Source organism: Ochrobactrum sp. A-1 (assembly GCF_022488005.1).
GTDB lineage: Bacteria > Pseudomonadota > Alphaproteobacteria > Rhizobiales > Rhizobiaceae > Brucella.
In genome coordinates, this window is record NZ_JAKVQC010000005.1 from 20,933 (window position 1) to 35,643 (window position 14,711).

The following is a 14,711-nucleotide window of genomic DNA, read 5'->3' on the forward strand; positions in this document are numbered from 1 at the left end:
CCGCATATCCAGACGAAAGGAAGATGTCATGGCTATTGTTCACAACGATGGTAAATTCGACCGGGAAAGACTTGCAGCAGAAATCAAGGCCCTCAAGGCGCTTGTTCATGATCTCGAACGCTTGCTCAATGGAGAGCATCCAGACCCCAAGGAACTGGCGGAAGCGCCATTGATCAACAACTGGGATTTTGATCGTCGGAACACAACATGCCTTGTGGGCACATTCCTGGGTCATCCGCGTCTGGGACGTATCGTGCCAAATGGCATTACCTCCGAACTCTGGTACGTAAACCCGGACGCAGGATATGCGCGTACATTCAGTCGCTTCTACCGTCTCGGTAAACCGGCCCGTTTTCGGGACGGCAATCGTTGAGGCTGATCTACAAGAACAGAGCGGAAGCCTATCGGGAGAGTGAATAAGGGCAGGACTTCGTAGCCGGGCAGGGAGGAACGAACCGACCCGCCTGACGGCCATATTTTTTGCGTCAGTTGGGAACCATGGATTTGAGCTGCCGCTCGCTGAAAAGCCAGTCATTGTGTTTTCCAGTAACGATGGCTGCACCGTTACGCATTCTGAAGAAGTCAAATCACCCGGAATGAAATAGTCGGCCAGTTGTGAAAACGCGTGGCGTACGCTGAACGGCCTTGAGTATCGCCCTGTCAAAGCAGTTGCAAGTGGACCACGCAACCAGCTGCATCGATCCTGCGGATTTTGTTCACAATTTGGGAATTCGCGAAATTCCCAAATTGATAATTTGCTCACCTTTGGGGCTGTCAGTGTGAAGTTTTCATATTGCGGGATGATGCGAAGCGCTGAGCTTCCCGGTCAATTGATTTTGCTCCCCGTTTTTCGGCTCGATCGATCTTCCGGGCAACATATGCCTTGGCACGATCTGTCATAGTACGAGGGACGGGAATGCCGTGTTCTCTCATTTTGCTATGCGCCCATTTTTCCGCCTGTAGTTCTTTTACGTGTACGGGCAATTTTGGTCCACCACAGTGAAGATGTGCGTGGGCACACTCATGTAAAAAAATGTAAAGGCTTTTGCGTGTGACTGGTCGCGGGGCTTCTATTCGGCGCAACCAACCGCGATGAACCCCCGACAGGCTTTTCCTGAATTTTACAGTATAACCTTCAGGAACATAGGACATGCCGATTTGGTAGAACCTGTCGGCGGCAGCGCGACGCGCAGCTTGTAATTCCAGGCCTGTCATAGGTTTCATGCCAGCGTGGGTGGGTTTATTATCAATCATCAAATACTCCTTGTTTTAAAATGACTGAGCATCAGCTAAAAAATGCTGACTTTTAAATTAAAGCATAAAAATACAATAATATCAAATGGTTGAATGTTCAAAGGTCGCTGAAATGCCTTGAAACAGGTGTAAACTACCCTGATTTTACCCCCTTAAAATTGAAAATAAATGACATATTGTCGCACTCCTTCTGAAGAAGGAATACGAACCGTTCAAAGGTCGATTTGACGAAAAAAATTGGATCGACGAGCCGACAAGGGCTCGGTGCAATTACGAAGGAGGGATAACCTGGACTGAACCGCCCGGCGTGGCCGTGCCAGACGAAGCTTGTGGAAACTGTTACCTCAACCTCAGCCTAAACTTCGGCGGCGACAACGGTATATGACCGAACCCCGTGCCATGGACTATTACCGTCACTGTTTTCCAGGTGAGACTATTGCCAAGCTGTGTGGCCATATTTCTAGTTTCCGCCAATCCCATGGCTTTTAGATTTTTCATCGGCGTTCAAGATCCTGTTTGCGCCGGTGGCTTATTGGTCGCACACTATATCTATTGGCTGGTTAGAGATGGTAGAATGTTAAAAGATATTCCATGGGACATACTCGAGGAAGATGCTCAGGTCATTGATGAAGCCGACATTCCGGTTTGCGAAGGGTGTGCGTATTTTTGTATCTTGAAATATCAAGGTATCGATCGGCTGATCTCACGGCTACGCATTTTCGATCTGGACACCGAGTACTGCTATTCGCTGTACGGCTGTTTTTCCCGGAATGATGCGATCATCCTTGCCGGTAGTTTACCGCCGGCGCTTGAAGAATTCGATGGCGTGCGCTGCCAGGTAGGTCAGCTCGAAGTCAGTAGCGGGAGCTTCCATGGAAGCGCCCCCATGACCCCACCTGCAACCAAATACGCACTGAAAGTGGTAGATCCAGGTAACACGACGGTCGCTCGAAATGAGATGTACACAGTCTGGGGTTTCGGAATTCGTCCTTGTTCCGCGCACCAAGTTGAAATCGCCATCTTTGCCGATGAGGAAGCGGTGCGTCGGGCGATAGAAATCGTAGCCGAAGGTGAATGTCTGACGGACGATGAGTGAGGTGCACAAGATCAGAGCATTGGGTCCCGGGAAGACTAAATGAAAGTTACCGTTTGGGATAATGACCATCACGGAGTTATCCGTGATGTGCAAGTCCTGGGCACATAGGCGGCAATGAACGCCATGTTGAGAATGACGGGCGTTATAATCATCAACAAGCGGACAAGAGAATTAGAGGCTTATACCGCCTGTTGGACAGACGGCGTGTGCTAGCGCTGAAGATCCAGTGATATCAACAGCCTTTCCTTAGTCTGCAATCCATCCAACCGCAAAAAGGTCTCCATCACATCCACTGGCACTGGGCGGCAAGATCAGAACATCGGGTTCCGTGCGCGTGGATGAACCGATCTCATGGACACGCTGCGGCAAGCTGCCCTCCGCCTCGATGCACCAGTGGCTGACAGTGATCCGGTTCGGTCCGGAAGGGGTGTGCGGCGATGAGAACCGGTTGGAGACGAGGAAGAGATCGGTCATCGAAAGGATCGCGGACATCTGCGCACCCGGGTAGATTAGCAGACCGACCTCTGACTCCTGCATCGTCGCCATTTGTCACTATTACCCCTAATTTTGTCTATATCGCCAATGGGCATAGACCAGACCAATGCCTATTGTCCATTCATTGCAACCCGAACAGCCAGAGAAAGGTCTAGTTCTGAGCAAACGTGCCGTTGTCGTCGTCGATCTCCAGAACGACTATTTTCCCGGTGGCAAGTATGAACTTGTCGGCATCGACAAGGCGGCTGAGAACGCGGCCCGGGTGATTAAGGCTGCCCGCGAGAAGGGTGATCGCGTCATCCACGTCCAGCACATCTTCCCGAGCCAGGATGCGCCATTTTTCACGCCTGACTCTAAAGGCAGCGAGATCAATTCGGTTGTGATCCCGCGCGAAGGCGAGACGGTCGTGGTCAAGAACCACCCGAATTCTTTCCTCAAAACCGGACTGAAGGAAATCCTCGATGCCGATGGGATTGAGGATGTCGTGGTCGTCGGCGCTATGAGCCATATGTGTATCGACGCGACCACCCGTGCTGCCAGCGATTTCGGGTACAAGACGACTGTTATTCAGGATGCTTGCGCAACGCGCAATCTGGAACATGAGGGCGTTATCGTTCCAGCGGCCTCCGTCCATGCCGCTATGATGTCGGCACTCGGCTTTGCCTATGCGACGATCACCGATACCGACGCCTACACTGCGCAGTAATCCTACACCAGGGACCCGGTAGTGGTAGCGACTTCTGCTATCCGGGTCTAATCGACCGCATCCAAACTGCAATCATGCGAATTCAACACTGACAGCATCGATCAGCCTGATCCAGAGCGGCGGAGGTCCGACTGCCATGAAGCGGTTGAAGTTCCGCTATCAACGCCAACGTTTCTTCAACAATCGAAAGAAGCTGACTGTTGCAATCGCTATCCGGCGGAAACGGGCACGACCTCATGCTCCCCTTAAACGGTCTTTCAATCGCCCATTGCAATGATGTACTGTCATGCGCTCGTGGCTGCTGAGTAGTGCTTGACGATCAGCGAACCTGTATCGTTGTCAAAAAAGCTCATTTAAACTGAGCGCGAAATAGGGCCATGGCAATCACGCTAATGGTGGTCTTGGGGGCATGAAGTATATACAAGAAATATCGCGGAAGCGGCTGCCCGCAACCATTCGCGCGGAGTATGACAGGGAGAGACACGATGCGCGTCTGCCAGTCCTGCGTACAATCACGCTGCTTCTTGCGCTGTTTTACTTTTCCTACACGGCAGTGGACGCCTGGTTTCTGCCGGATATCGCGTGGCGGACGTTCGTCCTTCGCTTCTCGATTGTCGGTCCTTTGACGATATTGCTTCTACGATTTTATCGGCAACCTGTTTCAATTCGCCTGAAAGAAGGTGCCAGTGTTTTGGTAGTATGTATTGCCACGGTGGTCTGGTGTGTGGCAATTGGTGGAACGGCAAGTCCGGTCGTGCTGAACTATTTTTATGCAGCACTCGTTTTCCAGATGGTGGTCACGATTGTTCTGACACCACCCCTCGAATATGGCGTGGCAGCGTCTGCAGTCGTAACGGCGAGTGTCTATACAACCATATGGTTTCTGCCAGATGCGACGACCGACTACGTGCTTTTCCATCTGGCTGTAGGTGTGCCGACCGTCGTTCTGACGCTAATCGCAAATTATAGATTCTCCACTGAAGCGGTCCGGCTTTATCTGCAGAACAAGGATCTGGACCGCCTGCATGGGCAATTGCTCAAGCAACATGCTGAACTCGAACTGGTATCACAGTCGGATCCCCTGACAGGTTTGACCAACCGTCGTAGCCTGGATGCCGAAATACATCGCTTGATTGCGGCCTCGAACGGCACCGAGGTTCCGGTGACGGTTCTGCTTCTCGATATAGATCATTTCAAGGAATACAATGACCGTTTCGGTCATCTGGCGGGCGACGAATGTCTCAAACTAGTCGCCGATGCTTTGAAAAAGCTCGTATCGGATGATGATTTGGCCTGCCGGTTTGGAGGAGAGGAATTTTTAATTCTGCGGCCGGGAGTGGCTCCCGCCGCATCTATCCGAACATTTGCAGAGGGAATTCGGCAGGCGGTCGAGGCATTGTCGATACGTCATCCTTTGGCCGGTAAAGATGGTATGGCTGTAACGGTCAGCGTTGGCGCTTCAGCCGATATTGTGACAACCGAGGAAGCATTCTTGCAACTGATAGCGCAGGCCGATGAGGCGCTTTACACCGCCAAACGGCATGGCAGAAATATTTCCCTGCTCCATCAGTCGATACGGTAATGCAAGTGTCATGGGTCGGAGACCCCTACCGATGGACAATCACAGTGTCAGCACCATCTGGCAGGATCGTTTTCCAACCCGCAACACAAAGGCCGATAGCTATTTCAGCGCCTCACTGGTCGGCAGTTTCTGCACCCTGACCGGAATCTATGTTTAATCGGGGCGATGCAGCTTTCCTTGCTGTTTTAAAACAGAAAATACGGTTCGAATTCTGGCGAAAACCAATAGGCACATCTTTCCCAGCGCGTGATCTCGCCATTTTTCTGGCTGGCTTCGTTTCGCTGATCGCCGCCAACGCTTTTTCAACGGTCGTGAGAAGCTGATTGTTGCAATCGTTGTCCGGCGGAAACAGGTAAAGTCGCGCGAGCCAGACGTGCATCATCATTCTGAGTAGGATCCACAAGGTTGGCTCGCAGGATAATATTAGTTAATAAAAACAATATGATAGCAAAAATCGCGTAACGTATATTATGGAACTAACAGGCGGTTTTGGTGGTGTTGCTTTTCCATATAAACCGAGCACCTTCGAGGCCCGTTGTTCCCGGGCTTATTAGGAGCGGACCAAAGCAGAGAAAGCAACAACGAACCCATTTGGGAAGCTACAACAGCCAATACCGCAAGCGAGGTCGCCAAAGCATTGTCTTCCAAAGCAAATCTTTCACTCACCCACTCACCCACTCACCCACTTAGCTTCACTAGCGAAACGGCACTCTTCGTCTTGATGAGGCACTTGCTCTCCGCACCAGCCGATCGAAGGGGCGTCAATCTTGCAACCACCGACGCAGCAGCGCAGTTGTCTCTGAAGGTTGCTCAAGTGCGGGAAGGTGCCCGCAATCCGAAAAAACGTGATAGGTCGATCCCGTAATCGCAAGATGCATTTGCATCGATTCTTCGGGCGGCGTCAGCACATCGCTGTCGCCCACTGCCACGAGCGTGGGCACCTTTATCTGCGGCAAAAGCGGCAGAGAATCCGGTCTGCCCAAAATCGCGTGCTGCTGGCGCAGATACGCCTCCCCACCGACCCGCGCCGCCATGGCTTTCAACTCGTCGCCGATGGGGCCGTCGATCTTGCTTTTATGTACGAGTTGGGGGAGAAGACGCGTCGTCACCCCCGCAAACCGTCCCACACTGAGCGAGGATATGCCGGCTTTGCGTTGTCTAACCCGTTGTTCGCTGTCGGCGGCCGCGCTTGTGTCGAAAAGCGCGATGCGTCCCACCCGTTCGGGCGCGCGTCGAAGAATTTCGAAGGCTACATAGCCGCCCATCGAAAGGGCGGCGAGCGAGAACCGCCCCTCGATGATCGACAGGGCCCTCTCGGCCATGGCACCGATCGTGTCGTCAAGGGTCAGATTCGCGACCTTGCTGTCAGCCACATCGTGCAGGCCTTCGAGCTGGTTGCGCCATAATCGCTCGTCACAGAGAAGGCCGGGGAGGAACAGTACGGGTGTCTTCATCATTCGTTACCGGCTCTTTCAAAACTCAAGTGTGCTTTCAGGTAACGCCAGCAAAAGCGACCGCCGAATTGCCGCATTCGGCAGTCACGTAGCTTAACCTGCGTAGACGACCAGCAAGTCCTTGGCGTCGATCTGGTCGCCGGCGATGACGAGGACTTCGGTGATCGTGCCGTCCTTCTCCGCATGCAGCGCCGTTTCCATCTTCATCGCTTCGATGGAGACGAGCACGTCGCCGGCCTTGATCGCCTGGCCGGGAGTGACGAAGACGCGGGAGATGACACCCGGCATCGGCGCGCCAACATGGGCGGCATTGCTGGGTTCGGCCTTGCGGCGCACGGCACTGCCCGACGCACCATGGGCACGGTCCGGCACCTTGATGCGGCGCGGCTGGCCGTTGAGCTCGAAGAACACCTTCACCATGCCCTTCTCGTCGGTCGCCGTCATCGCCTGATTGACGACCACCAGCGTCTTGCCCTTCTCGATCTCGGCAAAGAGTTCGCCGCCTTCCTTCAGGCCGTAGAAATAGGCAGGCGTCGGCAGCACCGAGACCGGGCCATAGGTATCGGCGGCCAGTGCATAGTCGGTGAAGACCTTCGGATACATCAGGTAGGAGGCAAATTCGAAGTCATCGACCTTGCGCTCCAGCTTGGTCTCGATGACCTTGCGCTCCGCATCGAGATCGGCCTCGGCAAGCAGCGAGCCGGGACGCACCGTATAGGGCGCCTCGCCCTTCAGTGCCTTCTTCTGCAACGCTTCCGGCCAACCGGATGGCGGCTGACCAAGATCGCCCTTCAGCATCGAGACCACCGATTCCGGGAAAGACACTTCCCGGTCGGGATTGGTCACATCGGCAACCGTCAGGTCCTGGGAGACCATCATCAGCGCCATGTCACCCACCACCTTGGAGGACGGCGTCACCTTGACGATATCGCCGAACATCTGGTTGGCATCGGCATAGGCCTGCGCCACCTGATGCCAGCGGGTCTCGAGGCCGAGCGAACGCGCCTGTTCCTTGAGGTTGGTGAACTGGCCGCCCGGCATTTCATGCAGATAGACTTCCGAGGCCGGTCCCTTGAGGTCGCTCTCGAAGGCGGCATACTGATGACGCACGGCTTCCCAATAGAAGGAGACCCGGCGGATCCATTCGGGATCGAGGCCCGGATCGCGCGCTGTGCCCTTCAAGGCCTCGACGATCGAGCCGAGGCAGGGCTGCGAGGTATTGCCGGAGAGCGCATCCATCGCCGCATCGACCGCATCGACGCCGGCGTCCACAGCCGCCAGCACCGTGGCGGCGGCAATGCCCGAGGTATCATGCGTGTGGAAGTGGATCGGCAGGCCCGTCGCCTCGCGCAGCGCCTTGAACAGAACCTTGGCAGCCGCCGGCTTCAGCAAGCCCGCCATGTCCTTCAGCGCGATGATGTGGGCACCGGCCTTTTCCAGCTCGACGGCAAGATCCGTATAATATTTCAGATCGTATTTCGGGCGGGCCGAATTGAGAATATCGCCCGTATAGCAGATCGCCGCCTCGCAGAGCTTGTTCTCCTCGGCAACGGCATCCATCGACACCCGCATGTTTTCGACCCAGTTCAGGCAGTCGAAGACGCGGAAGAGATCGACGCCGCCCTTGGCTGCCTGGCGGACGAAGTATTTCACGACATTGTCGGGATAGTTGGTATAGCCGACGGCACCGTTACGTTAACCTGCCTACGGATATATCCTGGACTTTGATGTACCGTTTGTAAGCGGATTACAGGCCAGCGATATCGCGCCAGACAGTGTTAGCGGTTTGGCGCAGTTCGCGGTGAATGGCAGAGGTGAAGCGGTCGCGGGGAAAATGATGAAGATTGTAGATCGGGTCGTGAATGGATGCGAAACGCTGCAAGTGTCGTGCTGACTTGAAACGCTTCATAACCCGTTCTCGTCGTCTTATGGGTTGATGCGAATTCTCGGCCCGATTGTTCAAGCCCTTATGCTGGCGATGATCACAGACCGTGAGGCCGATCTCGCGGTTGGCGGCACCATATGAGCCGAGCTTATCAGTGACCATGACGCGAGGAACTGCGCCCTGACCTGACAGCAACTTCCGAATGAAACGCCTCGCAGCCCTGGTATCGCGACGTTTCTGGACCAGCACTTCCAGCACAAAGCCATCCTGATCAACGGCGCGCCACAGAAAGTGCCGTTCGCCGTTGATTGTCACGACAGCCTCATCGAGATGCCATTTGTCGCCAAGGCGCGGCACGCGGCGACTGATTGTATTGGCATAGTCTCGTCCAAACTTTTCAGCCCATTCGCGCACGGTCTTGTGGGTGACGATAATCCCTCGGTATGCCAGCATGTCTTCGACCATGCGAAAGCTCAGCGGAAACCGGAAATACAGCCACACCGCCTCTGCAATAATCTCAGGCGGAAAGCGGTGGCGATGGTAAAGCGAGGAGCGACGGTCGTGCATGCCATCTTATCCTCCGCTGAGCTTTACAACAAAGTTAACGTTACAGTGCCGTGATGGGGCTGCAAGGCATCATTCGTGGCAAACCGATCCGCACGACGATCAGTGACAAGACCGGCCCATGCCCGCTCGACCGGGTGAACCGGCACTTCTTCGCGCCTGCGCCGAACATGCTCTGGCTTTCTGATTTCACGTATGTCGCGACCTGGCAGGGCTTCGTTTACGTCGCGTTCGTAATCGATGCCTTTGCTCGCCGCATCGTCGGTTGGCGGGCAAGTCGGACTGCCCATGCGGGTTTCGTTCTCGATGCACTCGATCAGGCGCTTCATGATCGGCGGCCCGTGCACCGTGGTGGACTGGTCCACCATTCCGACCGCGGATCGCAATATGTGTCCATTCGCTATTCCGAACGGCTAGCGGAAGCGGGCATCGAGCCGTCTGTCGGAAGTGTCGGCGACAGCTATGACAACGCTCTCGCCGAAACGATCAATGGTCTTTACAAGGCCGAGGTCATCCATCGGCGAGGACCGTGGCGAACCTTCGAAGCCGTGGAGTTCGCCACTTTGGAATGGGTCGACTGGTTCAATAACCGCCGCCTTCTGGAGACCATCGGCAACATACCGCCAGCCGAAGCCGAAGAACGATATTACGCCATGCTGGACGCACCGGCCGTGGCCGCATAACTTAAATGAAATGGCCTCCGGCAAACCCGGCGCGGTTCACTTGGCACCGTTATGCTCGGCCTGAATCCGGCTTACCAAAACATCCTGTTCGGCGTCATGGTAGTCGTCTCGGTCGCTTTAACGATTGACCGTGAAAAGATCGGCATAATTAAATGATGCTATCCAAGACGGACGCTAGCGCGGCTCCGCTGCGGGTCGCCCTGTTTGGAGCGGGGCGGATGGGAGCCATCCATGCCGGAACGTTGGATCGGCATCCCGGTTCCCAGCTTGCCGGGATCGTCGATTCATATCGTGCTAACGCTGAATCATTGGCCGCCCAATATACGGTCCCCTCATTGGACGAGGATGCTGTATTCGCTGACACTACAATAGACGCAGTCGTCATTGCCAGTGCAGCCGACTCTCATCCGCATCTGATCCAACGAGCCGTCGAGACAAAGAAAGCAATTTTTTGCGAGAAACCGCTGGCACGCGACCTGAACGCCGTGCGATCGGTCGCCCAACTGGTCGAGCAAAGCAAGCTTCCTTTTCTGCTGGCTTTTAATCGCCGTTTCGACCCCGATTTTGCCGCTCTGGTCAGTCGCGTGCGAGAAGGCCTAGTCGGCCCGAAGCTGCGATTTTGGCCAACTCAAAGAACGTTGTGGGAACATGGCCTGCGGGATTGACCTGAACAGCGCCCGCTCGTGACATTACGCTCCAATTTGAGGAGCGTAGTTAATGAGTATGGGTATTTCGAGTTTGGATTTTGCCGACCAGTGGAGTTTGAGCTTCGCCGATATTGATTTCATCAATTCCAAGCCGGCAGCAACAAGGCTTGGTCTGGCCGCGCAGTTGAAGTTCTTCAGCGCACGCGGCTTTTTCGCCGAGAATGGCGTCGCATCGATCCCGCATGATGCCATTGAGTACATTGCCCAACAGCTTGGCCTACGAGCCGATGAGCTGTCCGGTTATGATTTCGGCGGAAGAACTGCCCGACGGCATTGCGCCGAAATTTTGCAGCATCTCGGCTTTCGTCGTATGCAGCGCGCGGACCGGGAGGCCCTGTCTTTCTGGATTGTGGACGATCTTTGCCCGTCCGGACAATCCGTCGGCACTATGCTTGAGGCGGTGTTCCTGTGGTGCAGGGATCGCAATATTTACGGCCCATCGGCCAAAGAGTTAGAACGGCTGGTTCGATCACAACGACAGCGATATCTGGACGGTTGGCTCCATGAGGTGAGCGCAGCGCTGCACATTGAAACCATTGCTCTGATGGTGGGGTCCTTGACCGACGCGGATGCGCCGACCGGCTTCAACGCAATGAAAGCCGATGCGGGTCGCGCAACACTCGACAATATTCTTGAAGTGACCGGGCGGTTGGCATTCATCCGGAAATTGAATCTTCCCCGACATATGCTTGCAAATATCAACCAGGCATGGGTTGAGCATATTGTCCGCCGCGTTTCCGGCGAGAAGGCTTCCGAGATGCGCCGTCACACGGAACCTCGCCAACTGGCACTTTATGCTGTGTACCTGATGGAGCGAGAGTCGACGATCACGGATGCAATGGTCGAACTGCTCGTTGAAACGGTACACAAAATCGGAACTCGGTCGAAACGGAAAGTGGTGGGCGACATCGCCAAGGATATCGAACGCGTCTATGGCAAGGAACGGCTTCTCGTCGATATTGCCACCGCGTCGATTGATGCTCCGGATGGCCGCATTTGCGATGTCATCTTCCCGGTTGTCGGCAAGGATAAGCTGGCGGCGATCATCAAGGAAAGTAAAGCCAAGGGTGCGCTCGACCGCCGCATTTATGCAGTCATGCGCAATTCATGGGCCAATCATTATCGCCGCATGCTGCCAAGCCTGCTGTCAGTGCTGGAATTCCGATCGAACAATGCTGTCTGGCGACCTGTCTTATCCGCTCTTGACTGGCTCAGGGCGAAGCTGGATGATGGATGTCGGTTTGTGTCACAACGGGAGTTGCCCATCGACGGCGTAATCCCGACCAAGTGGCGCAATTCCGTCATCGACCGAAATGGTCGTGTGAACCGCATCAGCTATGAGCTCTGTGTTCTGACACAATTGCGCGAGTGCATCCGGTCGAAGGAAATCTGGGTAGTCGGCGCCGATCGCTATCGCAACCCCGATGATGACCTGCCGAAGGATTTTGCGGTTCGTCGTTCTTCTTACTATTCTCGGCTAAATCTGACTGAAAATGCCCGTGAGTTTGTGGCGTCGGTTCGCAATGAACTGGAGCACGAGATGCTGCTCCTTAACGAAACGATCCCGCGAAATGAGAAGGTGAGAGTTCTTTGGCGGGGCAAAAATCGGATTTCCATCACGCCGTTCAAGCCCGCGCCTGAGCCAAACGGACTGGCCGCGATTAAATCGGAGATTGGCCAACGCTGGCCGATGACGGGTCTCCTTGAAGTTTTGAAGGAAGCCGCACTCGACACCGGGTTTCTCGATGCATTCGAAACTTCGGCCTCCCGCGTCGCATTGCCCAGGGCCACCCTGGATCAACGATTGCTTCTTTGCCTCTATGGCCTCGGTACCAACGCCGGTCTGAAGCGAGTGGCTGGCGCTACCGCTGACGCCAGCTATGAAGAGCTTCTGCATGTGCATCGCCGGTTCATTCATGCGGGCGCTTTACGGGAGGCATGTGCGCGTGTCGCCAATGCCACGCTAGCAATTCGCAATGCTGCGGTCTGGGGTGATGCGGGAACAGCCTGTGCTTCGGATTCCACGAAATTCGGAGCTTGGGACCGCAACCTGATGACCGAGTGGCATGCCCGTTATGGCGGTCGCGGAGTCATGATTTACTGGCATGTCGAGAAGCGCGCCACATGCGTTTATTCTCAGCTCAAACGATGCTCGTCATCAGAGGTCGCGTCGATGATCGAGGGCGTTCTTCGCCATTGCACGGATCTGGACATCCAGCGGCAATATGTCGATAGCCACGGGCAGAGCGCTGTTGGTTTTGCTTTTTGTCGGTTGCTCGGATTTGAACTCGCTCCGCGTCTGAAGGCAATCGCCCGACAGAAGCTTGCGCTGCCGGATGTGGGCTTTCGGGGAAGATTGTCAAATCTGCTTCCAATTCTGTCCAACCCGGTCAACTGGGAAGAAGTCGAGCAGCAATATGACGAGATGGTCAAATATACTGCTGCCATGCAGAGCCGCACATGTCGTTTGGCAGTTAACCGTGAGATTGCGGCTGTTGTTTTCCCGTTTGGCACTTAATTTGAGATTTTGTCGGCATAGAATCTCAAATTAAGTGCAACTGTGACGATCCAAACGACTGACGCGAACAGTCTAATATCTCTTCTATGGCGCTGTCGAAGCGGGCTTTATTCTCACCAATCATATGGCCACTCAGCATGCGAAGCATTTCGGGCCCGGCATGCTGAACAATGGCCACACCTGCCAAGAGCGCAGGGCGCAGATACAAGGGCAAGATCGGGCTTGCCGGACTCGGAAGTTTGCTGATTTCTATCTGCATAACTTCATCGAGATCAGGAATGATGGCACCGAGCACCCTATATCCGGACGGTTCGTAACCGGGCACCGACTTTGGAACGCGCCGCATTAACAGGAGACGGGCAATCTCACTCGGCGATACCCAGTTTTGGATACCATGCTCAGCCTCGCTTTCTAGCATTTCTTGCCCCATCAGCGCTGCATGGTGATAGCCGGCGAAGGGAGTGGGGCCGTCACGGCCGCCAATTGTCTGTAATGTCCCTGCGCAAAGCGGGCAGGTGATCCGCCAACTTAAGAATTGGTTCCGAAGGATGACGTGCGCTCCGTCGCTCGTTTGGCTACAAGTAGAGCATGATTGTCGAGGCTCCGTTGCGATCATTCGCCGTGATGATTGTCGAATATTCGAGAACGTCATGCGGCGGACCGTAGTGGGCTCGGTCGAGAATAGGTGGGCAACGCGGACGACCTGATCTTCTGTGAGATTCAAATCGGCGGCGCGTAATGATCGCAAATCGGGGAGGCAATGCTGAAGCATGGCCAAGGGAGGGATTGCATAGAATTTGGCGTGTCGGGCAATCCACGACGACAAAAGCTCATCGGCGCACGGCGCCAGCCTTACTGGCAGTGGCCGTCCGCATAAGTTCGTCTTCATGCGAACGCTGCGTCGGCGTCGAATTCCGGCTCCCATTTCTCGATGGCTTCGTCAGTAATCCGCTCTCTTCCGCTTTCGATTGCCTCGATGGCGAGTGAGTTGACGATGTGGAAAATGTTGGCAGTAATGCCCTCTGTGACTTGCAGTATTCGCCGCAAAGATTTCGCCGTTAGCACCGATGGGTGCCGCAATGGAGTATTGCGTAGTATCAAGGCGACCAACATTTCGAACTGCTCATTTGCAGCCCAGCGGCTCAGCGTGAACTGGTCGAAGCGACGCGCCAATTGGACATCGCCACCAATGGCCTCGCGGGCGTCGTTGACGCCGAAGCAGACGAGTGAGATCTGCAGGCGGTTGCTGAGAAAGCGCAGGGTATTTAATACGATGCGTTGTTCACGATAGGTCCCCGCGAGAATGTTGTGCACCTCGTCGATCACTAAAACCTGCACGCCAATCGCTTCCATGATCCGCAGTGCGGCTTGCTCCATCTGGGCAATATCGGCACGCGGTCGCTGCGGTGCGCCGAGCAGGGTCAAAAGTTCGGCGTAGAAGCGCCGTTCGCCAGGCCGGCTGGTCATCTCCATCGCAAGAACCGGTGTCTTTAGCTTGCCGGTAACCGGGTTGAAAGTTGGTGGGTGCTGATCACGGAAGCGCTTCATGATCATCGTTTTGCCCATGCCGCTGTCGCCATAAATGGCGAGCGACGGCATCCGCGTCCCGCGTGGATGATCGACCAAGAGGTTCAGGCGTTCGAGTACCTGCTTAGCGCGTGGATAGATGAGCCAGCGACGTGATCTTATGGCGCGGACGCGCTGGTTGTCTGCTCCACTGAGCAGTTCGGCTGCGGTCACGGTCAGGTGGGAGATTTCGGTGCTCAT

The 14,711-nt window shown here is 55.0% G+C and carries 12 protein-coding genes and 4 pseudogenes; 7 read left to right on the forward strand and 9 right to left on the reverse strand.

All coding sequences use genetic code 11. From position 1 onward, the window contains the following. Window positions 1-28 precede the first annotated feature (28 nt). Window positions 29-373, forward strand: coding sequence for a DUF6634 family protein (locus MKS82_RS17295; RefSeq protein ID WP_024899740.1), 345 nt, complete (start codon window positions 29-31; stop codon window positions 371-373). 401 nt (window positions 374-774) lie between these two features. On the opposite strand, the gene MKS82_RS17300 is transcribed toward MKS82_RS17295, so the two are convergent. Beyond that, a complete protein-coding gene (locus tag MKS82_RS17300) occupies window positions 775-1,254 on the reverse strand; it encodes a hypothetical protein (protein ID WP_146200164.1) in 480 nt (159 codons plus the stop codon). Window positions 1,255-1,828: 574 nt separating this feature from the next. Here MKS82_RS17300 and MKS82_RS17305 point away from each other — a divergent pair. Next, window positions 1,829-2,350 carry a hypothetical protein gene (locus MKS82_RS17305; protein ID WP_240579050.1) on the forward strand — a complete coding sequence of 174 codons (522 nt, stop codon included), beginning with the start codon at window positions 1,829-1,831 and terminating at the stop codon, window positions 2,348-2,350. Window positions 2,351-2,596: 246 nt separating this feature from the next. Here MKS82_RS17305 and MKS82_RS17310 read toward each other — a convergent pair whose 3' ends face one another. Then, window positions 2,597-2,896 (reverse strand): hypothetical protein, encoded by a 300-nt coding sequence (locus MKS82_RS17310; RefSeq protein WP_240579051.1) that lies wholly within the window; start codon window positions 2,894-2,896, stop codon window positions 2,597-2,599. A gap of 106 nt (window positions 2,897-3,002) precedes the next feature. Between MKS82_RS17310 and MKS82_RS17315 the strand changes: the two genes are divergently transcribed. Together MKS82_RS17315 and MKS82_RS17320 are read left to right on the forward strand one after the other, a co-directional pair. Continuing rightward, window positions 3,003-3,551: a cysteine hydrolase family protein gene (locus MKS82_RS17315; RefSeq protein ID WP_151616243.1), complete on the forward strand. Its 549-nt coding sequence runs from the start codon at window positions 3,003-3,005 to the stop codon at window positions 3,549-3,551. A gap of 409 nt (window positions 3,552-3,960) precedes the next feature. Next, window positions 3,961-5,133 (forward strand): GGDEF domain-containing protein, encoded by a 1,173-nt coding sequence (locus tag MKS82_RS17320; RefSeq protein WP_240579052.1) that lies wholly within the window; start codon window positions 3,961-3,963, stop codon window positions 5,131-5,133. A 112-nt stretch (window positions 5,134-5,245) separates the two neighbouring features. Here the strand turns inward: MKS82_RS17320 and MKS82_RS17325 are convergent, their stop codons facing one another. From MKS82_RS17325 to MKS82_RS17340, 4 genes and pseudogenes are all read right to left on the reverse strand, one after another. Continuing rightward, the gene (locus tag MKS82_RS17325) at window positions 5,246-5,518 is read right to left on the reverse strand and encodes a hypothetical protein (protein ID WP_240579053.1); all 273 of its coding nucleotides are present in this window, start codon (window positions 5,516-5,518) and stop codon (window positions 5,246-5,248) included. A gap of 376 nt (window positions 5,519-5,894) precedes the next feature. After that, window positions 5,895-6,590, reverse strand: coding sequence for an alpha/beta fold hydrolase (locus MKS82_RS17330; RefSeq protein WP_240579054.1), 696 nt, complete (start codon window positions 6,588-6,590; stop codon window positions 5,895-5,897). 90 nt (window positions 6,591-6,680) lie between these two features. After that, a pseudogene (locus tag MKS82_RS17335) lies at window positions 6,681-8,270 on the reverse strand (biotin/lipoyl-containing protein); the annotation flags it as partial. A 64-nt stretch (window positions 8,271-8,334) separates the two neighbouring features. Next, window positions 8,335-9,039: an IS6 family transposase gene (locus MKS82_RS17340; RefSeq protein WP_138787541.1), complete on the reverse strand. Its 705-nt coding sequence runs from the start codon at window positions 9,037-9,039 to the stop codon at window positions 8,335-8,337. Between the two features lie 53 nt (window positions 9,040-9,092). Between MKS82_RS17340 and MKS82_RS17345 the strand changes: the two are divergent. The 3 genes and pseudogenes from MKS82_RS17345 to MKS82_RS17355 all read left to right on the forward strand — a co-directional run. Next, window positions 9,093-9,719: pseudogene (locus MKS82_RS17345) on the forward strand (IS3 family transposase); the annotation flags it as partial. 152 nt (window positions 9,720-9,871) lie between these two features. Continuing rightward, window positions 9,872-10,384: a Gfo/Idh/MocA family oxidoreductase gene (locus tag MKS82_RS17350; protein ID WP_240579055.1), complete on the forward strand. Its 513-nt coding sequence runs from the start codon at window positions 9,872-9,874 to the stop codon at window positions 10,382-10,384. A 52-nt stretch (window positions 10,385-10,436) separates the two neighbouring features. Continuing rightward, window positions 10,437-12,887: pseudogene (locus MKS82_RS17355) on the forward strand (Tn3 family transposase); the annotation flags it as partial. 82 nt (window positions 12,888-12,969) lie between these two features. Here MKS82_RS17355 and MKS82_RS17360 read toward each other — a convergent pair. From MKS82_RS17360 to MKS82_RS17370, 3 genes and pseudogenes are all read right to left on the reverse strand, one after another. Then, on the reverse strand, window positions 12,970-13,362 hold the full coding sequence (locus tag MKS82_RS17360; RefSeq protein WP_240579137.1) for a hypothetical protein: 393 nt from the start codon (window positions 13,360-13,362) through the stop codon (window positions 12,970-12,972). Window positions 13,363-13,521: 159 nt separating this feature from the next. Continuing rightward, window positions 13,522-13,869, reverse strand: a pseudogene (locus tag MKS82_RS17365) (TniQ family protein); the annotation flags it as partial. Then, entirely contained in the window at window positions 13,830-14,711 is an 882-nt protein-coding gene (locus MKS82_RS17370) for a TniB family NTP-binding protein (RefSeq protein ID WP_240579057.1), read from the reverse strand. The gene MKS82_RS17370 and the pseudogene MKS82_RS17365, both read right to left, overlap by 40 nt.